We start from the raw sequence: 22,955 nt of genomic DNA, 5'->3' as shown, positions 1-22,955 counted from the left end.
AATTAAAATAAAATAATAATCATTTAGAGCTTAAATAAAAATAAATATTATTAAAAAATATTTATAATTAATTAATACTATTTTTATCTTAAAAATTATTTTTTGTTTATTTATTTTCATAAGATATAATTTTTAGTTATAAATCTTAAAATTTTAAGATGATTTGAAAAGGATATTATGGAAAATTTAATAATTTACGCTTTTATATATCTTTTAGGTTCAATCCCTTTTGGGCTAATCCTGGCTAAATTTTTTGCTAAAACTGATATCAAAAAAGAAGGTTCAAAAAGTATAGGGGCAACCAATGTTTTAAGAGTAGTAAAAGAAAAAAATCCCAAACTAGCAAAAAAACTTGCCATTGCTACAATAATTTTAGATTTTGCAAAAGCAGCTATTCCTTTACTAATCTTGAAATTTCTTCATTATGATCAAGCTTTGCTTTGGAGCGTCGCAGTTTTGGCTATTTTTGGACACTGTTTTTCAATTTACTTGTTATTTGAAGGAGGTAAAGGCATAGCAACAGGAGCAGGTGCTATGATAGTTTTACTTCCATTGGAAGTACTTACAGCATTTATTGTTTGGGCAATTATTGGAAAAATTTTTAAAATATCTTCGCTAGCTTCTTTAGCAGCATTACTTGCCTTTGTTGTAAGTTCTTTTATATTTAATTATGACTTAGAAATTCATACACATGCACCCGTTTTCATTATCGCTTTTATTATAGTATATAAACATCTACCTAATATTAAAAGATTGATTTTTAAAGAAGAATGCAAAGTCATATAAAAATAAAATTTCACTTTAAGTGTATCATTGGTATATTAGATTTCGAAAGAAGAAAAAAACAAAAAATTATTATCAAGCTTAAAGCTAAAGCAAATGAATTTTTAAATTATGCAGAGGTAATTACCAAAATTAAAAAATGGTATAAAAAAGAAGAATTTTACACCCTTGAAGAGTCTTTAGGCTTTGTAAGCTTAAATTTAAAAAAAGATTTTCCTAATTTAACCAATCTTAACATAAAAATTTTCAAACCCCATATAATAAAAAATGCTACAGTTGGGGTTAAATTGAAAAAAAAATATTAATTTTTTTTTAAAGATATCTAAACATTTACTTAAACTATGATATAATTTTTTAAATTTTTCTTAATAAGGATAGAACAAATGAGAATTTTAGTTATAGAAGATGAGATTAGCCTAAATAAAACAATTATAGACAATCTTAATGAATTTGGTTATCAAACCGATTCTTCTGAAAATTTTAAAGATGGAGAATACTTTATCGGCATTAGACATTATGATTTAGTTTTAGCAAACTGGACTTTACCCGATGGAGATGGAGCAGAACTTGTTAATACCATTAAACATAAATCTCCAAGAACTTCAGTTATGATTATGTCTTCAAAAACAGACAAAGAAACAGAAATCAAAGCTTTAAAAGCTGGAGCTGATGATTTTGTTAAAAAACCTTTAGATTTTGATATTCTACTCGCAAGAATTGAAGCAAGACTAAGACTTGGCGGAACCAATGTTATTAAAATTGAAGACTTAGTTATTGATCCAGATGAGGAAAAAATTACTTATAAAGGTCAAGATATAGAACTTAAAGGAAAACCTTTTGAAGTTTTAACGCACTTAGCAAGACATTCAGATCAAATTGTATCCAAAGAACAACTTTTAGATGCTATCTGGGAAGAACCTGAGCTAGTAACTCCAAATGTTATCGAAGTAGCTATCAATCAAATTCGTCAAAAAATGGATAAACCATTAAATATATCTACCATAGAAACAGTTCGTCGTAGAGGATACCGTTTCTGCTTCCCTAAAAAATCTTAACAATTTTGCACCTTCGGTGCAAAAAATTTATCTTTATTTCTATTTTTATATTTTATTTAAGTTTGGTTATTGTATAAACTAAAATTATTTTTTAAATTTTTGAAAGGTTATGATGTCTCTTTTAATTACAAAAGACTGCGTATGTTGTGATGCTTGCAGAGAAGAATGTCCTGATGAAGCTATTTATGAAAATAGTCCAATTTATGTAATAGACCCTGATCTTTGTTCAGAGTGCGTTAATGATTTTTCAGAGCCTGCCTGTATTGTTGCTTGCCCATATGAATGTATCATTCCTGATCCTGATAATGTAGAAACTATAGAAGAATTAAAACTCAAACATAGAGATAGAGAATTTTAATGGCAAAAAAAACAGCCGTTGTTGATCTTGGCTCAAACTCCATTAGAATGGTGATTTTTGAAAAAACTTCTAGATATGGTTTTTATACAACTTGCGAATACAAACGCAAAGTAAGACTTGGAGAAAATGCTTATAATAATGGTAAAATTCTCCAAGAAGAAGCCATGCAAAGAGCTGAAGATGCTTTAGCTTTTTTCAAACAATGCGCTTTAAAGCATAAGTGCAAAAAAATATTTATAGTAGGCACATCAGCCTTAAGAGATGCCCCAAATTCAAAAAATTTCATTAAGAGAATCAAAGATAATCTGTCTTTAAATATACGCTGTATAGATGGAAAAAGCGAAAGCTACTTAGGTGGTCTTGCGGCTTTAAATTTATTAAGTCCTTTTAAGGATGGAACCACTTTAGACATAGGTGGTGGTTCTAGTGAATTGTGTTTAATAAAAAATAATAGAATTATTTCTTGCATATCTCTTGATATTGGCACTGTTAGGCTAAAAGAATTATTCTATGATACTGGAAAAATGGATTCTTTAGAAGAATTTATAAAACCAATTTTAGAACAAATTCCTAAAGAATTTTGCAATCAAAACCTTATTGCAATAGGTGGAAGCTTAAGAGCAATATCTAATTCCATCATGCAAAAAAATTCCTATCCACTGAAAAATTTACATGATTTTCGCTATATGCTAGATGAAGAAAAAGGACATATTTTAAAAATTTTTAATTCAAACTTAGACTCTTTAATCAATTTTGGCATAAAAAAGGATCGTTTTGATACCATTAAAGAAGGTATATTTATTTTTTTAAAGATTGCGGAAAAAATAAAAGCCAAACAAGTTATCACGAGTGGAGTTGGAATCAGAGAAGGAGTTTATTTACAAGATTTGCTTCGTCCTAAAATCACATTTCCATCAAATTTCAATCCTAGTTTAAAATGTTTACAAGATAAATTTTTACAATCAAAACAAAAAAATAAAACTCCACATTTTGCTCTCCAAATTTTTACAGCCCTTAAAAATCTTCATAGACTTAACGATAACTACAAACATACTTTACTAAATGCTGCTAAATTATGCCATATTGGAGAATATTTAAATTTCTATTTTGCTAATGAACACTCTGCTCATTTTGTACTAGGTGGATTAAATTATGGATTTTCGCATAAAGAAAAAGCTTTAATTGCTAGCATTATTAAGCTTAATGGAAAAAAAGTTAATCCTTATAATCTTGAACCCTATAAACAACTTTTACCCAATATTCATACCATTTCATGGCTTAATTTTATTTTGTGCTTAGCTAAAACTTTAAGCACAAATGAAGATAAGATTGATTTTGCTTTTGCAAACAATACTCTTTATATATATCAAGAAAACAAAATTCTTAATTTACCCAAAGATGAGCTCAAAAAAATTGCAAAACCAGCTACCATAGCATTAGCAATCAATCAAAAAATTTAAGATTTTTTACCTTTTTGACGCTGCTCTATAAGATTTTGAATTCTTTTTTTATTCTCTTCAAAAAAAGAATCAAAATTTTTCTCTGTTTTTTCTGTATGTTTTATTATTTGTTCCTCTGGAATTTCAACACTTTCTAAAAGTACATTGGAACTACCTATTATCATTGTATAACGTTTGTTGGCGTGATCAAAAACAACAAGTTGATTATTTTTATCTAAAAATCTTTGGAAAATCATAGTAAAATCTCTAGAAACATTGTTATTTTTATAAACCATAGTCTTTTTAAACCACCAAAGCACTATTAACAAAATAACTAAAATCAACATTACTAAGATATAATTTGTATAATCATACCCTTCTAAACTTGTACTTTTTGGTTTAGGCATTAATTCTTGAGAATTATTCGCAGTAGTTATAGGTGATGCTACAGATTCGATATTTGCTTTCCCTTGCTCTATAGCTCGTATTCTTATTCCAAATTTATCATTGATAGAGCTAAGTTCTAAATTAATATTTTGTTTGTTTTGTAGCATAATATAGGTATTATTATTTTTAGAACTAATACTAATTTTATCTACAAGTTGAGAGTTAAGTTCTTTTAATTCATCTTTAGAATATGTTAAATCACTAAAAGTTAAAAGAGTTAAATTTTTTTCTTTTTTTTGAGAAATCTTGCCATTATAAGCATTATCAAAAGAAAGCATTAAATCTACTCGGTCATTTCTATCGTAGATATTATAACTAATCAACTCAACACTATATAAAGGTAAAATTAAAAAAAATAATACTAGCAATCTCATTTAAATTTCTTTTTTAAAATATTGAAGCACAGTCTTAGAATCCAAAATTTCATTAATTCTTATAGCGAGATTTTTTTCATAAACCATAACCTCGCCTTTGCCAAAAATTCTTTTATTGATATAAAGCTCAACGCTTTCTCCAGCAGGCTTTTCAAGATCAATAACCGAACCTACTTCAAGTTTTAAAAGCTCCGCTACACTCATATTTGTAGTTCCAAGCTCGCTTACAAAATCTACTGTAATATCTAAGATATCTTCATAAGATTGTAAAAGCCCATGATGAATGTTAAACTCTATATCATCGCTCATTATTTGCAATATCCTATTCTAAAATAACAATTTTCAAATTTATAAGTTAAAGCTTCATCTAGAACTATTTCAGAAAAATCAACTTTTCCTAAATATTCCGGAATTCCGAGTTTATACTCGTCATCACCCTTGGCATCATTTAACAAATTTTTAGCATAACCTATAATCTGATTGGCACATTCTTTAGTTAAATCGCACCAGTCATCTTCTTTAAATTTTTCATCATTAATTAAAATTTCTGCAATTTTTTTTAAAAATTCTTTTGGAAAAAATAAATAAAAATTACTTTCTCCTTCGCTTTTGCCCATGATAGAAATACTCGCTCCATAAAGTTCACCGCTTATATCTTGAGCTGCTTCAATGCGAAGTCTTAAGATATGCTCGCAAAAATGAGTGATGGAATACTCAAGAATCTTTAACATAGCTACCACCTTTATAAAAAACTTAATTTAAAATTATAGTAAATATAAAATAAAAATATGTTTTAAAATTTTATTTTTTGAAAATTTCTTCAATATCTTTCATTATTATATCCAAATTTCCTTGTTTAAAACACTTTACTATGCTAGTTCCCACAATCACTCCATCAGCAACTTTTCTCATTCTTTTTACATCTTGATTATTTTGAATGCCAAAACCTACAAAAATAGGCAAATTTGTAAAAGATCTGATTTCTTTTACTTTATCTTGTAAGATTGCTTCTTCGACACTTTTAGTACCTGTAATACCTATGCTTGCTAATAAATAAATAAAACCTTTAGCATGTTTTACTAACTTTTTAACCCTTTCTTTAGGGGTTGTAACACTTACAAGTGTAATTAAAGCTATATTATATTTTTCACACTCTTTAATTAAATCATCACTTTCTTCAAAACTTAATTCAGGTATAATCAAAGCACAAATCCCTAAAGATTTTGCTTTTTTCACAAATTTTTCCAAACCATAAGAAAAAATTAAATTATAATAAACCATAAAAACCAAAGCTTTTTTAGTTTTTACCCTAGCTAAAAGCTCAAAAACATTGTAAATATCTACACCTTGATCAAGAGCTATTTTTGCCGCATCTGCAATAATCTCACCATCGGCAATAGGATCACTATAAGCAACACCAAGTTCTAAAATATCAATAGGGCTTTGATCCAATCTTTGCAAAAAAGCTTCACTTGTTTGAAGATTTGGATAACCTAAAACCGTATAAGCCACATTTGCATTTTCTTTATAAAATTTTCTAAAATCAACCATAAATCACTCCTTTTTTATAATCTCTAATCATTTGCATATCCTTATCTCCCCTACCTGAAAGATTTACTACTATCACGCTTTTCTTTTTTAAAGTTGGACAAAGTTTTTCTAAAAACGCTAAAGCATGCGAACTTTCAATCGCTGCAATAATACCTTCCTCTTTGCAAAGTAATTTTAAAGCTTGCATACATTCTTCATCACTTATAGCATGATATTGCGCTCTTTTACTTTCAAATAAAAAAGCATGCAAAGGGCCAATTCCTGGATAATCAAGCCCTGCAGAAACACTATGCACAGGCAAGATATTGCCTAAATCATCTTGTAAAACCTTGGTTTTCATACCGTGAATAATGCCTGTTTTTCCCTTATTTAAAGTCGCTGCATGATAAGGTGTATCGATGCCAAGCCCCCCTGCTTCAATACCTATAAGTTTAACATTTTCATCTTTGATAAAATCACAAAAAATCCCAGCTGCATTGCTTCCACCCCCAACAGCTGCGATAATATAATCTACTTTTTTATTGAGTTTTTGAAGTTGCATTTTGCATTCTTTTCCTATAATGCTTTGAAAATGCGTTACCATTTTAGGATAAGGATAAGGACCTACCGCACTTCCAACCACATAAAAAATATTTTTAATATCTCCAGCCCAAGCTTGAATAGCCGCAGTAGTAGCTTCTTTTAGAGTTTTAAGCCCACTTTGTACTGCATGAATTTTAGCACCCAAAAGCTCCATTTTATAAACATTTAAAGCCTGTCTTTGTACATCAGTTGCCCCCATATAAATTTCACATTCAAGTCCTAAAAGTGCTGCTGCAGTGGCTGTTGCAAGTCCGTGTTGACCTGCTCCTGTTTCTGCTATGATTTTTTTCTTTCCCATTTTTTTTGCTAAAAGGGCTTGAGCGATGGCATTATTGATTTTATGTGCTCCAGTATGATTTAAATCCTCGCGTTTTAAATAAATTTCATGCTGATATTTTTTGCTTAAATTTCTAGCAAAATAAAGAGGAGTAGGACGCCCCACATAAGTTTTTAAAAGCTCGTTTAATTCTTTTTTAAAGAGTTTATCTTTAGAAAATTTCAAAAAAGCACTTTCTAGCTCATTTAAAGCAAACATTGCACTTTCAGGCAAAAACTGCCCACCAAAATCCCCATAATATGCTTTTTTCATTTTTTCAGCTCCTTTAAAATTTGTTTTATTTTGTTGATATCTTTTAAGCCTTTTTCATCTTCAAGCTTCGAATTAAGATCTAAAATTTTAGCTCCTGTTTTTACGGCCTTATGAATATTATCCAAACCTATGCCTCCAGCTAATACAAAATCTTTAGTATAAGAACTTAATAAAGTCCAATTAAAACTTATTCCATTACCGCCCTTTAAAATTCCCTTAGCATCAAAAAGCACTAAATCAGCAAAAATTTCACTTTTTAAATCTAAACTATCTTCCACACTTATCACCTGCCATACAAAAACATTTTGCACCTTTAAAATTTCAAATTCTTCTTTGGTAATAGTGCGATAAATTTGTACTCCATCAAGCTTAACTTCTTGAATACATCTTAAAATTTGTTCCAAATTTTCATCTACAAAAACACCGACAACTTTTTTATCTTTTTCATGAAAAATTGCACTTAAATTTCTTGCTTGTTCTAAACTCACTCTTCTTGGACTTTTAGCAAAAATAAGTCCAAAAAAATCAATATTTAAAAAAGCTAAATCTTTGGCATTTTTTTCATCTTTAATGCCACAAATTTTAAGCTTTAGCATAAGCTTGATACTCCTTAAAATACTCTATAACTTTACCTGAATAAATGGCTTCTAAAATCATATCTTTAGCCACTAAAGGCGAACTTGCTTTATTGGCTGTATAAAGTGCAAACATAGCATTTAAAACTACTAAATCAAATTTTGCCCCTTGCATTTTACCACTTAAAATATCTTTTAAATCCTTAGCGTTTTCATATGCACTAGATCCTATGATTTCACTATGAAAAGCTCTTTTAAAACCAAATTGTTCAGGACAGATAGAATACTCTAAAATTTCTCCTTCACAAAGCTCATAAATTTTACTTTCATCGCAAATACTAAGCTCATCCATACCATCATTTCCTCTTACCACTAAAGCTTTTTTGCGTCCTAAATTTTTTAAAACCTCTATCAAAAGCCTATGCACAGGTGCGTGATAATTTCCCATAAGTTGATATTTTAACTTTAAATTAGGGTGCAATAAAGGACCTAAAACATTAAAAACCGTTCTTACTCCAAGCCTTGATCTGATCTCTTTAAGTTCTCCTACTAAAGGATGGAAAAATGGAGCATGTAAAAAACTAAGCCCTTGATTGTTTAGTTGTTTTAAAGCTGATTCTAAAGTGTTTGGAGTAGTTATATTTAAAGCTTCTAACACATCTGTACTTCCGCTAGAACTTGAAATGGCACGATTTCCGTGTTTGGCTACTTTTACTCCTAAAGCTGCTAAAATAAAAGCACTAGTCGTAGAAACATTGATACTTTTAAAACCATCTCCACCTGTTCCACAAATATCAATCATCTCACTCTCATCACTAAAAGTTTGAGAATATCTTAAAATTTGTCTTACAAAAGCACTTAAAGATTTTTCGTTTAAAGACTTTTCAGTGATTAAAATCAACAAAGCCGCCACTTGCAAAATTTCATAATCTTTAGACATAATAATCTTACAAATTTGCTCAAAATCATCGCTTTGTAAAAAATGATTTTCACTCATTTTTTGCAAATAAAAACTTAAAGGATTTTCCTGTTTTTGTGATTTTTTTATATCTTGTTTTAAAAAATTAGAAAAAAGTTGTAAGCCATATTCACTAAAATAGCTTTCAGGATGAAATTGCACACCATAATAAGGTAAATTTTTATGTCCCAAAGCCATAATCACACCCTTTTCATCAAGGGCTAAAATTTCAAGCTCATCACTAAGCTGTTTAACCTCTAAAGAATGATAACGCATCACGCTAAAATTTAAAGGTAAATTAGAAAATAATTCATTTTCCCTGCACTGTTTTATCAAAGAATTTTTTGCATGCATAGGCTCTTGCATCTTAACCACTAAAGAATCAAAAGCTAAAGCTAAAGCTTGATGTCCTAAGCAAATGCCCAAAACAGGGATATTAAGCCTTGCTTTAAAAATTTCAAGACAAATCCCACTTTGACTTGGATGCTTTGGACCAGGACTTAAAATAATATGAGTAGGATTTAAATTTTTAATTTCACTCAGAGAAATTTCATCATTTCTTCTTACTAAAATTTCATCATTGCTGAGTTGCTCTAACATGCTTTTAACATTAAAAACAAAAGAATCATAATTATCAATTAAAAGTATCATTGATTTTCCTTTTTTAAATTTTCAAAAGCTACCAAAAGCGCCTTGCGTTTAGCACGAATTTCTGCATATTCTTTTTGACTCTCACTTTGCAAAACAATACCCGCCCCACTTGCCAAATAAGCCTTATCTTGAGTAAAAAAAGCGCAACGAATTAAAATCGCTAAAGTTATGTCTTCGTTAAAATTTAAAAATCCTACCGCACCACCATAAATTCCACGATCGCAATCTTCAAGCTCACTAATGATCTCTAAAGCTCTTATTTTAGGAGCTCCGCTTAAAGTTCCCGCTGGAAAAACTGCTTCAATCACATCAAAAATACTCGCATCTTCTTTCATATTGGCATACACTTCACTCACTATGTGTATTACAAATTTATTTTTAATAATAGAAAAAAGATTTTCCACTCTTGTTTGAGTGCCAAATTTAGAAGCATCATTTCTTGCTAAATCTACAAGCATCTTATGTTCACTAAGTTCTTTTTCATCACTTAAAAGATCTTTTTCTAAAGCTAAAAGATCACAGTTATTTTCCAAATTTCTAGTTCCAGCAATAGGGGCTAAATAAATCTCTCTTTTTTTAATTTTCAATAAAAACTCTGGAGAAGAACCCAAAACAACACCATATTTACTTGGAAAATAAAACATATAAGCGCTTGGATTTAAAGCACTTAAACTCTCATAGTAGTCAAAAGCATTTACTTGATGTTTGATACAAAGTTGCTTACTTAAGACCACTTGAAAAATATCTCCACTTAAAAGATATTCTTTGGCTTTTTCGCACATTTTTAAAAAATCATTTTTTTCATCTTCTAAAGAATTTAAAATTTCAAAATCATTTTTTTGTTTCTTTTTCATTGGTTCAATATCATCTTTTAAATATTCAAAATATTTTGAAGCACCAAATTTAAAAAACATCTTGCTATTTTTCTCATAAATCAAATAAGCTTTAGCATTGGCAAATAAAAATAAAGGAAAATCATAATTTTTCTTAGAAGAAAGTGGAATTTTTTCAAACAAAGATACAAAATTTGCACTAAAAACTCCAAAAAATCCAGCAAAGTCGCAAATTTTATTCTTGCTTAAAGCTTCATAATATTTTGCCTTAAACTCGCTAAAGGATAATTCATTAGCATCTAAATAATCACAATCAATCCCTATAATTACCTTAGTCAAATCCTCTGCAAAATAAGAATTTTCAAATTTTTCAAGGATTTGTCTGTAATAAAAATTTACATTTTTAACAAACATAATAAACCTTTTTTAAAAAATAAATTAAAATAATATTAAAGAAAAAATTTAGATAAAAAGAAGTTTAGAAACGCCAAGAGCGAAGAGTATGTGTAAGTTTTAAAATCAAAGAATTGCTAAAAAAACCATTTTGACTCATCTTTTACCTTTCTTATAAAATATTTCAAAAATTAAGACTTTTATGAAAATTTTTAAAGTCTAAATTAATTTTAATCAATAAATATAAATTTTGCTTTAAATTTAAAATAAATATTATAAAATCTTTATATTTTATAATATTTTGAAACATTTTTACGATGCTTAAAGTTACCAAAAAATATTCTATTGTTATAAAAAACTAAGATAATACTTAGCTTAATAAGATAAAATTATTCCGTATTTGAAATATTTAATATTTTTTAGGAAAAGCTATGGAAATCACAGATTTACCTTATCTAATCATAGGAATCATTTCAGGTATTGCTTCTGGACTTTTTGGCATTGGTGGAGGTATGATTATCGTTCCTTCTATGTTCGCACTTGGAGCAAGTGCTCACCATGCTATCGGAATTTCAGTATTGCAAATGATTTTTGCAGCAGTTTTTGGCTCTTATATTAATTATAAGAAAAAAAATCTAAATCTTAAAGATGGTATTATGATAGGTTTTGGAGGACTCATAGGGGCAAGCTTTAGCGGAATGCTTTTAAAAGCTTTAAGTGATGTAGCTCTTACTAGCGTATTTTTGGCGGTAAGTTGTATATTTTTTATCAAATATGCTTTTGGAATTAAAGAAAACATTGTGCAAAATCAAAGAAGCGTTTGGGTAAAGAATGTCATTTTATTTATTGCTGGAGCTTTTACTGGTATTTTTGCTATTTCTTTGGGAATTGGTGGTGGACTTTTAATTGCTCCGATTTTAGCTTATTTTTTAGGCTATGATAGTAAAAAAGTTGTTTCTTTATCCTTGTTTTTTGTTATTTTTGCTTCAGTCTCTGGTATTATATCTTTTTCAAATTCTAGAGTTATAGACTCTGAAGTTATTCATAAAGGAATACTAGTAGGTATAGCTTCTATGGTTGGAGTTTTTATAGGAATTAAAATCATAGAAAAAATGCATATTTCAGCTCATAGAAAAATTTTACTTTGCGTATATGCCTTATCAATACTTGGAACCACCCACTCTTTACTTAATAAGCTAAATCTTATAAATTTTTAACTTGGATTTATCCAAGTTCTTTTAATATTATTATGCTAAAATCTTAAATTTATTTAATGTTTAGGAAAGACTATGAACGATACCATAAAAATCATTGGTGCAAGAGAAAATAACCTAAAAAATATCCACCTTGAAATTCCCAAAAACAAACTCATTGTTTTTACAGGACTGAGTGGAAGTGGAAAATCAACCCTTGCTTTTGGAACTCTTTATGCTGAAGGACAACGCCGTTATATAGAAAGTTTAAGTGCTTATGCCAGACAATTTTTAGATAAGGTAGGCAAACCTGATGTCGATAAAATCGAAGGTTTAACTCCAGCCATTGCCATAGATCAAAAAACCACTTCTAAAAATCCACGCTCGACCGTGGGAACCATCACTGAAATTTATGATTATCTAAGACTTTTATATGCAAGAGTGGGTATTCAACATTGTCATCAATGCGGACAAAAAATCTCATCTATGAGTGCAAGTGATATAGTCAGTGAAATTTTAAAATTTCCAAAAGGTGCAAAAATCATCATCTACGCCCCACTCATACGAGAAAAAAAAGGAACTTATGCAGATTTGCTTGAAAATTTACGCAACAAAGGCTATGTAAGAGCTCAAATCGATGGAGTTTTGGTAAGACTTGATGAAGAAATTGAACTGGCCAAAACCAAAAAACACACCATTAAACTTGTCATAGATAGGCTTGAAATTCAAGAAGATTTACTCTCTCGTCTTGCAAGCGATATAGAAAAAGGCTTACAAGAAAGCTTTGGAGAAATAGAAATAGAAGTTTTAAATCATGAGGAAATAAACCTTAATAAACATTATCATTTTAGCGAACATTCAGCTTGTTTTGATTGTAAAATTTCTTTTGTTCCACTCGAGCCTTTAAGCTTTTCTTTTAATTCTCCAAAAGGAGCATGTGAAGCTTGTGATGGACTTGGAATTCGTTATACTTTAGATATGAAAAAAATCATCGATGAAAATTTAAGCCTCGAAAATGGTGCTGTTAAAATCATGTATGGTTTTAATAAAAGTTATTATTATAAATTCCTAATCGCCTTTTGCGAACAAAATGAAATTCCTATCAAAATACCTTTTATGCAATTAAGCGAAGAACAAAAACGCCTTGTATTGTATGGTAATGCCAAAACTATAGAATTTCTTTGGAAAAGAAATCGTCTAAAACGCACCTTTGAAGGCGTAGTTAAAATGGCTTATGAAATGCTAAAAGATGAAAAAGATTTAGCCGAATATATGAGTGAAAAAATTTGTAAAGACTGCGGTGGGCATCGTTTAAAACCCGAAAGTTTAGCCGTGAAAGTAGCCAAAAAAGGCTTGGGTGAAATTTTAGATATGAGCATAGAAGATAGTACGGCCTTTTTTGCAGATGAGAAAAATTTTTCTTATTTAAGCGAGCAACAAAAACTTATTTCTAAACCTATCCTAAAAGAAATCAACGAAAGATTGTTTTTCTTGTATGATGTGGGACTAGGTTATCTTTCCTTAGGGCGCGATGCAAGAACGATTAGTGGGGGTGAAGCACAAAGAATCCGCATAGCTTCACAAATTGGCAGTGGTTTAAGTGGAGTGATGTATGTCTTAGATGAGCCTAGCATAGGACTTCATGAAAGAGATACTGCAAAACTGATTAAAACTTTAAGAAATTTACAACAAAAGGGCAATACCCTAATTGTCGTAGAGCATGATAAAATGACTATAGAAGAAGCAGATTTTATTGTAGATATTGGCCCAAAAGCAGGAAAATTTGGAGGTGAGGTTGTATTTAGTGGAACTTATAAAGAACTTTTAAAAAGCAAAAGCGAAACTGCACTTTATATGAATGGTAAAAAACAAATTTCACAACTTCAAAACAGAGCACAAAAAGAATGGCTTGAACTTAAAAATGTAAATATTAACAATATCCAAGATTTAAGCGTAAAATTTCCTTTACAAAATTTAGTCGCTATAACAGGAGTTTCAGGTTCTGGAAAAAGTTCTTTGATACTTCAAACCCTACTTCCTTTTGCACAAGAGGAATTAAACCGCGCTAAAAAAGTTAAAAAACTTGGTGGGGTACAAATAGAAGGACTTGAAAAACTTGATAAAGTCATTTATCTTGATCAAAGCCCAATTGGGCGCACACCACGATCAAATCCTGCCACCTATACAGGCGCTATGGATGAAATCAGAAATCTTTTTGCCTCCACTAAAGAAGCCAAAATGCGTGGTTATAAAGCAGGACGCTTTTCTTTTAATGTCAAGGGTGGAAGATGTGAGAAATGTAGCGGAGATGGAGAAATCAAAATAGAGATGCATTTTTTACCTGATGTTATGGTAGTTTGTGATACTTGCGGGGGCAAACGCTACAATGATGCCACGCTAGAAATCAAATATAAAGGCAAAAATATCAGTGAAATTTTAAATATGAGTGTTTTAGAAGCGAGTGAATTTTTTACAGCTGTTCCCAAAATCAAACAAAAATTAGATACTCTAGTAAAAGTGGGTTTAGATTATCTAACTCTAGGACAAAATGCCACCACCTTAAGTGGAGGTGAAGCACAAAGAATCAAACTTGCTAAAGAACTAAGCCGTAGCGATACAGGAAAAACGCTTTATATACTTGATGAACCTACAACAGGACTGCATTTTGAAGATGTCAATAAACTCATCTTAGTTTTACAACATTTGGTTGATCTTAAAAATTCGGTTTTTGTAATAGAGCATAATTTAGATGTGATTAAAAATGCTGATTATATTATCGATATGGGGCCTGAAGGCGGAGTTAAAGGTGGAAAAGTTATAAGCACAGGAAGCGTGGAAAAAGTCGCTAAAGAACACAAAAAAACCCGTTCTTACACAGGATATTATCTAGACTTAGAGCTTAAAAATACACAAAAATCATAATTTTATGTTTGGTTTTTTATATAATGATATAAGTTATTTAGGACTTTTTATAGTGTGTTTTCTTTCAAGCACACTATTACCTTTGGCAAGCGAAGCCTTTGTTTTAGGCTTTATAAAACTTGATTTTAATCCAAATTTAGTGCTTATCGTAGCCACTTTGGGTAATACCTTAGGAAGTTTAAGTACTTATGGCTTGGCTTATCTTGGTAAGCAAAAAATTTTAGAAAAATACTTTAGCAAATCCTTGAAAAAATTAGAAAATTTCAATGCTAATTTTGCTAAATTTGGAAGTATATTTGCTTTTTTTACTTTTTTACCTTTGGTGGGAGATCTTTTTGCCTTGGGACTTGGTTTTGCGAAATATTCTTTTTTAAAAACTATATTTTTTATCTTACTTGGAAAATTAAGTCGTTATGCTTTCATAATTTTCATAGCAAACTCCTTTTAAAAGCCTCTCTTTTATAAGTTTTAAAAGCTTTGTATTATCTACATTTTTTAAAATTTTAACACAATTTTTAGTGCTTAAATCCACCCCCATACTCATTTTTGGTTCTTTAAAACAACGCCAACTCATACCTCTTGCCAAAGAACTATCACAAATAACATCAGCATAACACTCATCAAAATCTGCAATACTAGAATCTAATGCATAAGCTATTGTTAAAGCGTCATGTATCCAAGTTCCCTTTGTACCACGTGTTTTAGAAACATAATCAATCCAAACACCTAAAGTTTCAACGATAAAATCGCATAAAATATTCTTAGCTTGCAACTCTTTTAAATCCTCATGTGTTAGTAAAGTCTGCATGGTTACATTATAAGGTACGAGTGTAATTTTAGCTCTTGAATTTAACACTATACTAGCCGCCTCAGGATCGAAACCAAAATTTGTATCCTTAGTGTAATAAGGCATATCAAAACTACCGCCCATAATAAAAAGCTCTTTAAGATTTATATCAAAATCTTTAAAAATTTTCATAGCCATAGCAATATTTGTCAAAGGTCCTATCGCACAAATAGAAATTTCTTTAGGATTTTTACCCACCAACTCACCCATTTTAAAAATCGCATCAGGATTTATATTTTCTAAAATTTCAGGACTTTTTATATTTTCCCAAAGATATTCAAGCTTAAAATTTTTTACACTTTCATCAAGTCTTTGACGCCAAGCTTTACTTGGTTCTTTTAAGGCTTCATTCGCTCCTAAATAAACGGGGATATTTAAATTTAAACGTTTAAATAAATCCTTAGCCACGCTATAGGCAACAAGACTTGGAACATTACCGCAAATTGTGCTTAGCATTTCAAGTTTGATTTCTTTAGATGCCAAAATCAAAGCAAGCGCTAAACCATCATCGGTATTTGCTCCTGCAATAGCATTGCCTATATCCGTGTCTAAGATAAGTCTCATATCGCATCCTCTATTTTATTTAAATCCCTGCCTCTAGTTTCTGGCGCAAAAAATGTAGTCACAAAACCTATACCTGCAGTTAATACAAAATACGTTGCGATAGGCCACCAAGTGCCATAATACGCAAGCAAAGCAGAAGCCACCATAGGCGCTGTTCCTCCTGAAAGAATAGAACCTAGCTCCTTAGCAAAAGCCATTTTTGTATAACGGTTTTTTACCCCAAAAAGTTCTACACCCCAAGCCGCTTGTACACCAAAAATCCCTAAAGATGCTAAAGACATACCTACAATAATAGTTAAAATCACAATAATTTCATTTTTACTATCTAAAAGCATAAAAGCAGGAAAAGCATAAATCATCAAAAGCAAACAAAACATTCTATAAGTAATACGTCTTCCAAATCTATCACTTAAATAACCTGCCAAAGGAATAACCAAAAAACCCACCAATGAAGCTATCATTACCGCTGTAGTGGCAACTGATTTGTCTAAAAGTAAAATTTTAGTCACATAACCTACAATAAAACCTTGTGCAAGATAAGAAGGTCCGTTTTCGCCTATTCTTAAGCCCACCATAGTCCAAAAAGCACGACTTCTTTGCCAAAAACTTCTTTCATCTTTTTTCATATGCTTTTCGTTATTAAGACGCAATTTCATCATTTCATTTTTTTGCTTTTCAAAAACAGGGGTTTCTTTGACATGAAAACGAATATATACAGCAAAAAGAGCGATTAAAATACTTCCCATAAAAGGAACTCTCCAACCCCATTCTTTAAAACTTGCTTCATCCATTTGTACCATCAAAAGCCATACAAAAGACGCAAGCAAAGTTCCGCTATTTGATCCTAAGGCAATCACAGAAGAAACAAGCCCTCTTCTCTTGCTAGGAGCATATTCTCCTAGCATAACTGTTCCACCTGAAAGTTCAGCTCCTGCACCAAAACCCTGCATAAAACGTAATATAACCAAACAAATAGGCGCCCAAACACCAATCACTGCATAGCTTGGAATAAAACCTATAAGAGTAGTTGAAATTCCCATTAAAGCTATTGTAGCCATCATAACATTTTTTCTTCCGTGTTTATCGCCTAAATAACCAAAAAACAAAGCCCCAATAGGTCTTGCAATAAAACCTATGCCATAAGTTACAAAACTAAGCAAAAGTGCAATTACTGGAGTTTGCTCAGGAAAAAACACTTCTGAAAAAATTGTTGCAGCTGCTAAACCATAAAGTGCAAAATCTGCATATTCCATAGCAGTTCCCAACCAGCAAGAAAAAACTGCCTTTTTAAAAACTTTCCTACCTTCAGGTGTGTTAAAATTCTTATCCGCAATTCCATCAATTTGCTGATTTGTCATTACATTATCCTTATATTTTAATATATTTTTTTATAAATAATTTGTAATTATGGCTAAAAATTGCAGTGTTTTTGCTTAAAGATCTTAAATTGTAGACATTATTAAGCAAAATTTTGAAATAATACAGCTTAAAAATATATTTTATCAAAAGAAGAAATTATTATGAAAACTTTAACTATTATCGATACTTTTGGATTTTTTTTCAGACTTTACTACGCATTAAAAGGTTTTAAAAATTCACAAGGACAAGCTAGTGGAATGATTAGCGGTTTTGCAAATTTTATTTATAGCTTAAAAAATGAACATAAAAGTGATTATATTGTTTTTGCATTAGACTCCAAAGGAAAAACTTTTCGTAGCGAAATTGATCCAAACTATAAACAAAATCGCACTCCACCACCACCTGAACTTCTAGAACAAATTCCAATTTGCATAGAGATGATAGAAAAAATGGGTTTTATAAGCGTTTCTCAAGAAGGTTATGAAGCCGATGATATCATCGCTTCTTTTGTAAAAACTTGTGAAGATAGGGATATTTTTGTACGCATTATCACTCAAGATAAAGATCTTTATCAACTCATAAAAGATGGTAAAACAAGCATTTACAGTCCTATTTCTAAAAACGACTATGATGAAGCAGCGTGTTTAGAAAAATACGGAGTAAAACCTCATCAAATCAGAGATTTTTTAGCTCTTTGCGGAGATAGTTCTGATAATATTCCAGGCGTTAAAGGTATAGGTGCAAAAGGGGCTAAAACCTTACTTGATGAATTTGGCAGCATAGAAGGAATTTATGAAAATTTAACTCTAATACGCAACGAAAGAAGTCGTAACTTGCTTTTAGAGGGTAAGGAAAATGCATTTTTAAGCAAAAAATTAGCTTCTTTATACGAAAATTTAGAAGTGCAAGATCTTATAGAAAAAGCAACTTATCCTGATGAAGAACCTCTTTTAAAAATACTTGAAATTTTAGAACATTACGAACTTAATACTTTGCTTAAAAAGCTGCGTCAAAATCCTGATAATAAAGATAAAAATTTAGGTTTTAAAGCCACTTTAATACAAGATGAAAACAAACTTTTTGAAATTTTAAATACCCTTGATAAAGAAAGTATTATTGCTTTTGATACCGAAACCACAGGACTTGATACAAAAGAAGCAAAAATTGTTGGTTTTAGTTTTTGCATGAGTGAAAACGAAGCTTTTTACGTGCCTTTAACTCATAACTATCTTGGAGTAGGTGAGCAAATTTCATTGCAAAGTGCCAAAAAAGCTATAGAGCTAATCTTTAATCATTTTGTTATAGGACACAATCTCAAATATGATTTTAAAATCATTCAAAACAATTTTGGATTAAATTTACCTCAAAAATACGCAGATACAATGATTTTAGCATGGCTTAAAAATCCTTCTTTAAGAGTAAATATGGATGATTTAGCCTTAAGACTTTTTAATTATGAAACCTTACATTTTGAAAGCCTTGTTAAAAAAGGAGAAAATTTTGCAAGTGTAGAACTTGAAAAAGCTTGCAAATACGCCGCAGAAGATGCTTATATCACGTTAAGATTTTATCTTTATTTTTTAAAAAATCTTGAAACTCCTTTATTAGAACTTGCTAAAAACTGTGAATTTGATTTCATTAAAATCATTATGATGATGGAAGAAAATGGCATAAAGCTTGATACAAATGCACTTGAAGCCCTTATGAAAAAATTTGAAAATGAAATCAAAAATTTAAGTGAAGAAATTTATACTCTTTGTGAGGATAGATTTAACCTAAACTCACCTAAACAAGTAGGTGATATACTTTTTGAAAAACTTAAACTTCCAAGTGGAAAAAAAGGAAAAACAGGATATTCTACCGATGAAAAAGTTTTAAATGCACTTTTAGATAAACATCCTGTAATTGCCAAAATTTTAGATTATAGAGAACTTGCCAAACTTTATTCCACTTATTGCGAACCTTTGTTAAAACTAGCGTTAAAAGATAAAAATTCACGCATTTATTCAAGTTTTTTACAGACTGGAACTGCTACAGGACGCCTTTCATCTAAAGATCCGAATTTGCAAAATATTCCTGCACACGGACAATACGCAAAAGATTATAAATCTTGCTTTGTAGCTAAAGATGGATTTAGTTTTATCTCTCTTGATTATTCTCAAATCGAACTGAGAATGCTTGCGCATTTTAGCGAAGATGAAAAACTTTTAAATGCTTTTGCTAACGATGAAGATATACATGCAAGAACAGCTATAATGATTTTTGGAGAAAGCAATTATGAAACCAGAAGTGTTGCAAAAAGTATAAATTTTGGACTTATTTATGGCATGGGCTATAAAACTTTAAGTCAAAATTTAAAAATAGAAGCTCATTTAGCCAAATCTTACATAGAAAAATATTTTGAAAATTTTACTAGTATTAAGAAATATTTTGAAACAGTTAAAAACAAAGCTAAACAAAATGGTTTTATCACTACTTTAAGCGGTCGCAAGCGTTATTTTGATTTTGAAAACGCAAAACCTATGCAAATTGCCATGTATGAAAGAGAAAGCATTAATTCAATCTTACAAGGCTCAGCAGCTGATGTAATCAAACTTGCAATGCTAGAAATCAATAAAGAATTAAATGAAGACAAAAAGCTTATTTTGCAAATTCACGATGAATTAATTTTTGAAGTAAAAGATGATTTATGTGAAAATTTTGTAAAAAAAACTAGAGATATTATGGAAAATATAGTAAAATTAAAAGTAAAATTAAAAACAAGCTCAAGTATCGCTAAAAATTGGGGCGATTTAAAATAATCAAGGAGATATTTAATGGATCTTTCAACCATACTGGGAATGGTGCTCGCAGTTACTAGTATTTCAGTAGGAGATATATTAGAAGGAGGAAATCCTTTACATGTTATTCACCTTTCTTCCTTTCTTATAGTTATGCCAACGGCTGCATTTTGTGCAATGACTTCTACACATAAAAAAATTGTAAAAGCAGCTTATAAAGAACTCAAAGTTGTCTTTAAAGGTTCTGGAGTAAATCTACCTGAAAGGATAGCTCAGTTAATAGAATTTGCTATTATTGCAAGAAGAGATGGTCTTTTAGCATTAGAATCAAGAACCAATGAGATTGAAAATGAATTTTTAAAAAATGCTATGATGATGCTTGTAGATGGTAAAAGCTTTGAAGAAATTCACGAAAGCATGGAAATACAAACCGAACAACTTGAAGAGCATTATAAAGAATGCGCAGAATATTGGATAGTATTTGGAGAAACTTGCCCTACCATGGGACTTGTTGGAGCGGTTTTTGGTCTTATTCTAGCTCTTAAATTGCTAGATAATCCTCAAGCAATGGCAGCGGGTATTTCAGGTGCTTTTACAGCTACGGTTACTGGGATTTTTGGTGCTTATGCGCTTTTTGCACCTTGGGGAAGAAAAATGAAAGCTAATGGAATGGATCTTGTAAAAGAGCAAATTGTCATCACTGAAGCCATAAAAGGAATTGCAGAAGGTGCGAATCCTAGAGATTTGGAAGCTAAGCTTTTTAATTTCTTAAGTCACGATGATCCAAAAATTTCACAATTTGACAAAGGTTAAAAATGGCCAAGAAACATAAATGTCCAGAATGTCCTGCAGGTGAAAAATGGGCTGTACCTTATGCAGACTTTCTAAGTTTGCTTTTGGCACTTTTTATTGCTCTTTGGGCAATTTCTAAAACAAATCCTGCTAAAGTAGAGGCTTTAAAAACCGAATTTGTTAAAATCTTTGATTATACCTCTACTCAAACAGTCAAAGAAGAAAGTAAAACCCAAGAAAAATATAAGGGTGCAGCAAAAGAAGAAAGTGATGAACTCAAATCGTTAAAACAAATGACTATGACACAGCAAGAAACCATCAAACGTCTTCAAGCAGCTCTAGATCAAAGCGACAATCAGGTTGCTCTTAACCTTCCATCTAAAGTTGAATTTGAAAGAGGTAGTGCTCAAATCGTTTCAGCTGATATACAAGATTATTTAAAACGTATGGCTGAACTAACAACATATTTGCCACCTCAAGCAAAAATAGAAATTAGAGGCTATACAGACAATAGCGACTCTATTATAAGAAGTTATGAACTCGCCTATCAAAGAGCAGAAAATGTATTAAAATATTTTATAGAAGGTGGAGCAAATTTAAAAAACATTAGCATTAAAAGCTACGGGCTTAATAATCCCATCAATGGAAATCCACAAGCTCTAGAAAATAATAGAGTAGAAATATATTTTAAAGTCGATACAGCAGATACAAATACTCAAAAATCGGTTCTTGAGCTTATTAACAAAATAGGAACTAAAGCACCTTAAAAGTTTTAGTTTCCTTTTTTTACTTGACCAGCTAAACGACTCTTATTATTTGTATTATAAACAAATCCTAGTACCTCAGCTACAGCTTTAAACATTTCCCTAGGAATAAGATCATTAACATCACAAGCTTTATAAAGCTCTCTTGCTAAAGGAGGATTTTCATAAACTACAACATTATTTTCATAGGCTACTTGTTTTATGCGAAGAGCGAGAAAATCCACTCCTTTGGCAACAACCCTAGGGGCTTGTTCTTTACTTGTATCATAACGAATAGCTACGGCATAATGCGTTGGGTTTGTGATCACCACATCCGCACCTGCAACATCTTGAATCATACGACGACGCGCAGCTTCCATTTGAAGTCTACGAATTCTACCTTTAACCTGAGGATCTCCTTCCATTTGTTTATACTCATCTTTTATTTCTTGTTTGCTCATACGCAAACCTTTAAAATACTGAAAACGCACCAAAAAAACATCTAAAACAGCAATAATTAAAAAAGCAACTATAACAATAGCTGCTAAAACAATAGCTCTGTCTCTTAGCCAAGTAAGCTGTGCAACCATAGTATAAAGCTCAACTCTTGGAAGCTCTTGCATAAATTTAAGTAAAACTATAAAAGCTATAGTAAAAACAATACCCACTTTTAAAATAATTTTTATACTTTCAACAATTTTTTTCAACGAAAAAAGGTTTTTTAAACCTTTTAGAGGATTGATTTTTCCTAAATTTGGCATAATAGGTTTAGTTGTAAAAATAAAACCAAATTGCATAATATTTCCTAAAACCCCAGCAATCATAATACTTAAAACAATAGGTGCAAGAATAATTAAAACCTCAAAAATACTTTTAATCATAATGGCTTGAATAATACGCAAATCAAATTCAACACCAATAAAACTTTGATAGTATCTATATAAATTTACAATTCTCTCGCCCATAAAACTCATCATAAATAAAGTTATAGTTACTCCAATTATCAAAGTTACAATAGCTGCCGCATCTTGAGACTTTGGAACATTACCTTCTTTACGCGCATCTTCTATCTTTTTGGACGTGGGTTCTTCTGTTTTTTCTTGATCTTCGCCTGCCATATTTTAGCCTAAATAAAAATTTTAATATGTGTGTAAAATTATAGTAGAA

23 protein-coding genes are annotated in these 22,955 nt (G+C 30.5%); 11 read left to right on the top strand and 12 right to left on the bottom strand.

The genetic code is table 11. The features are described 5' to 3' along the window. Positions 1 to 177 precede the first annotated feature (177 nt). The 5 genes from plsY (at position 178) to ELQ05_RS04310 (ending at position 3,656) form a co-directional block, all read left to right on the top strand. Positions 178 to 786 carry a glycerol-3-phosphate 1-O-acyltransferase PlsY gene (plsY, locus tag ELQ05_RS04330; RefSeq protein WP_070316729.1) on the top strand — a complete coding sequence of 203 codons (609 nt, stop codon included), beginning with the start codon at positions 178 to 180 and terminating at the stop codon, positions 784 to 786. Further along, positions 771 to 1,088 carry a dihydroneopterin aldolase gene (locus tag ELQ05_RS04325; protein ID WP_070316728.1) on the top strand — a complete coding sequence of 106 codons (318 nt, stop codon included), beginning with the start codon at positions 771 to 773 and terminating at the stop codon, positions 1,086 to 1,088. Before plsY ends, ELQ05_RS04325 begins: the two co-directional genes overlap by 16 nt. Before the next feature lie 78 nt (positions 1,089 to 1,166). Continuing rightward, positions 1,167 to 1,838 carry a homeostatic response regulator transcription factor HsrA gene (gene hsrA / locus ELQ05_RS04320; RefSeq protein WP_002857553.1) on the top strand — a complete coding sequence of 224 codons (672 nt, stop codon included), beginning with the start codon at positions 1,167 to 1,169 and terminating at the stop codon, positions 1,836 to 1,838. 112 nt (positions 1,839 to 1,950) lie between these two features. Further along, positions 1,951 to 2,196, top strand: a complete 246-nt coding sequence (locus ELQ05_RS04315; RefSeq protein ID WP_002854647.1) for a YfhL family 4Fe-4S dicluster ferredoxin — start codon at positions 1,951 to 1,953, stop codon at positions 2,194 to 2,196. Beyond that, a complete protein-coding gene (locus ELQ05_RS04310; protein ID WP_052858526.1) occupies positions 2,196 to 3,656 on the top strand; it encodes a Ppx/GppA phosphatase family protein in 1,461 nt (486 codons plus the stop codon). The genes ELQ05_RS04315 and ELQ05_RS04310 overlap by 1 nt, the downstream gene beginning before the upstream one ends. Here the strand turns inward: ELQ05_RS04310 and ELQ05_RS04305 are convergent. The 9 genes from ELQ05_RS04305 to ELQ05_RS04265 form a co-directional block, all read right to left on the bottom strand. Beyond that, on the bottom strand, positions 3,653 to 4,456 hold the full coding sequence (locus ELQ05_RS04305) for a hypothetical protein (protein WP_096703039.1): 804 nt from the start codon (positions 4,454 to 4,456) through the stop codon (positions 3,653 to 3,655). The two genes, ELQ05_RS04310 and ELQ05_RS04305, sit on opposite strands and share 4 nt — an antisense overlap. Next, on the bottom strand, positions 4,457 to 4,765 hold the full coding sequence (gene fliN / locus ELQ05_RS04300; RefSeq protein ID WP_002824739.1) for a flagellar motor switch protein FliN: 309 nt from the start codon (positions 4,763 to 4,765) through the stop codon (positions 4,457 to 4,459). Next, positions 4,765 to 5,187 carry a chemotaxis protein CheX gene (locus ELQ05_RS04295; protein ID WP_044780438.1) on the bottom strand — a complete coding sequence of 141 codons (423 nt, stop codon included), beginning with the start codon at positions 5,185 to 5,187 and terminating at the stop codon, positions 4,765 to 4,767. Before ELQ05_RS04295 ends, fliN begins: the two co-directional genes overlap by 1 nt. A gap of 70 nt (positions 5,188 to 5,257) precedes the next feature. Beyond that, the gene (gene trpA, locus ELQ05_RS04290; RefSeq protein ID WP_096703038.1) at positions 5,258 to 6,007 is read right to left on the bottom strand and encodes a tryptophan synthase subunit alpha; all 750 of its coding nucleotides are present in this window, start codon (positions 6,005 to 6,007) and stop codon (positions 5,258 to 5,260) included. Continuing rightward, on the bottom strand, positions 6,000 to 7,178 hold the full coding sequence (trpB, locus tag ELQ05_RS04285; protein WP_134239964.1) for a tryptophan synthase subunit beta: 1,179 nt from the start codon (positions 7,176 to 7,178) through the stop codon (positions 6,000 to 6,002). The genes trpA and trpB overlap by 8 nt, the downstream gene beginning before the upstream one ends. Further along, positions 7,175 to 7,774, bottom strand: coding sequence for a phosphoribosylanthranilate isomerase (locus ELQ05_RS04280; RefSeq protein ID WP_002854429.1), 600 nt, complete (start codon positions 7,772 to 7,774; stop codon positions 7,175 to 7,177). Before ELQ05_RS04280 ends, trpB begins: the two co-directional genes overlap by 4 nt. Next, a complete protein-coding gene (gene trpD / locus ELQ05_RS04275) occupies positions 7,761 to 9,362 on the bottom strand; it encodes an anthranilate phosphoribosyltransferase (protein ID WP_074469059.1) in 1,602 nt (533 codons plus the stop codon). The genes ELQ05_RS04280 and trpD overlap by 14 nt, the downstream gene beginning before the upstream one ends. Beyond that, positions 9,359 to 10,609: an anthranilate synthase component I family protein gene (locus tag ELQ05_RS04270; protein WP_070316723.1), complete on the bottom strand. Its 1,251-nt coding sequence runs from the start codon at positions 10,607 to 10,609 to the stop codon at positions 9,359 to 9,361. Before ELQ05_RS04270 ends, trpD begins: the two co-directional genes overlap by 4 nt. A 163-nt stretch (positions 10,610 to 10,772) precedes the next feature. Beyond that, a complete protein-coding gene (locus ELQ05_RS04265) occupies positions 10,773 to 10,898 on the bottom strand; it encodes a hypothetical protein (RefSeq protein WP_002854718.1) in 126 nt (41 codons plus the stop codon). Positions 10,899 to 11,019: 121 nt separating this feature from the next. On the opposite strand from ELQ05_RS04265, the gene ELQ05_RS04260 reads away from it, so the two are divergent. The 3 genes from ELQ05_RS04260 (at position 11,020) to ELQ05_RS04250 (ending at position 15,151) form a co-directional block, all read left to right on the top strand. Continuing rightward, positions 11,020 to 11,805: a sulfite exporter TauE/SafE family protein gene (locus tag ELQ05_RS04260; protein ID WP_070316722.1), complete on the top strand. Its 786-nt coding sequence runs from the start codon at positions 11,020 to 11,022 to the stop codon at positions 11,803 to 11,805. Between the two features lie 72 nt (positions 11,806 to 11,877). Then, on the top strand, positions 11,878 to 14,703 hold the full coding sequence (gene uvrA, locus ELQ05_RS04255; RefSeq protein WP_070316721.1) for an excinuclease ABC subunit UvrA: 2,826 nt from the start codon (positions 11,878 to 11,880) through the stop codon (positions 14,701 to 14,703). A 4-nt stretch (positions 14,704 to 14,707) separates the two neighbouring features. Further along, on the top strand, positions 14,708 to 15,151 hold the full coding sequence (locus ELQ05_RS04250; RefSeq protein ID WP_070316720.1) for a YqaA family protein: 444 nt from the start codon (positions 14,708 to 14,710) through the stop codon (positions 15,149 to 15,151). On the opposite strand, the gene ELQ05_RS04245 is transcribed toward ELQ05_RS04250, so the two are convergent. Both ELQ05_RS04245 and ELQ05_RS04240 read right to left on the bottom strand, forming a co-directional pair. Continuing rightward, the gene (locus ELQ05_RS04245) at positions 15,107 to 16,114 is read right to left on the bottom strand and encodes a nucleoside hydrolase (RefSeq protein ID WP_070316719.1); all 1,008 of its coding nucleotides are present in this window, start codon (positions 16,112 to 16,114) and stop codon (positions 15,107 to 15,109) included. The two genes, ELQ05_RS04250 and ELQ05_RS04245, sit on opposite strands and share 45 nt — an antisense overlap. Continuing rightward, on the bottom strand, positions 16,111 to 17,472 hold the full coding sequence (locus ELQ05_RS04240) for an MFS transporter (protein ID WP_059110892.1): 1,362 nt from the start codon (positions 17,470 to 17,472) through the stop codon (positions 16,111 to 16,113). Before ELQ05_RS04240 ends, ELQ05_RS04245 begins: the two co-directional genes overlap by 4 nt. A gap of 162 nt (positions 17,473 to 17,634) precedes the next feature. Here ELQ05_RS04240 and polA point away from each other — a divergent pair, with 162 nt between their 5' ends. From polA to motB, 3 genes are read left to right on the top strand one after another with little or no spacing between them, the layout of a single operon-like run. Then, positions 17,635 to 20,274, top strand: a complete 2,640-nt coding sequence (polA, locus tag ELQ05_RS04235; protein ID WP_070316718.1) for a DNA polymerase I — start codon at positions 17,635 to 17,637, stop codon at positions 20,272 to 20,274. Between the two features lie 15 nt (positions 20,275 to 20,289). Next, positions 20,290 to 21,066 carry a flagellar motor stator protein MotA gene (gene motA, locus ELQ05_RS04230; RefSeq protein ID WP_002880492.1) on the top strand — a complete coding sequence of 259 codons (777 nt, stop codon included), beginning with the start codon at positions 20,290 to 20,292 and terminating at the stop codon, positions 21,064 to 21,066. Between the two features lie 2 nt (positions 21,067 to 21,068). Next, entirely contained in the window at positions 21,069 to 21,812 is a 744-nt protein-coding gene (gene motB / locus ELQ05_RS04225) for a flagellar motor protein MotB (RefSeq protein WP_070316717.1), read from the top strand. A 5-nt stretch (positions 21,813 to 21,817) separates the two neighbouring features. Here motB and flhB read toward each other — a convergent pair whose 3' ends face one another. Continuing rightward, complete coding sequence (flhB, locus tag ELQ05_RS04220) at positions 21,818 to 22,906, bottom strand: flagellar biosynthesis protein FlhB (RefSeq protein WP_070316716.1); 1,089 nt, start codon at positions 22,904 to 22,906, stop codon at positions 21,818 to 21,820. Between the last annotated feature and the right edge of the window lie 49 nt (positions 22,907 to 22,955).

The sequence above is a fragment of the Campylobacter sp. US53 genome, from assembly GCF_004378995.1.
Taxonomy (GTDB): Bacteria; Campylobacterota; Campylobacteria; order Campylobacterales; family Campylobacteraceae; genus Campylobacter_D; species Campylobacter_D jejuni.
This window is presented reverse-complemented; position numbering and strand designations above follow the sequence as displayed.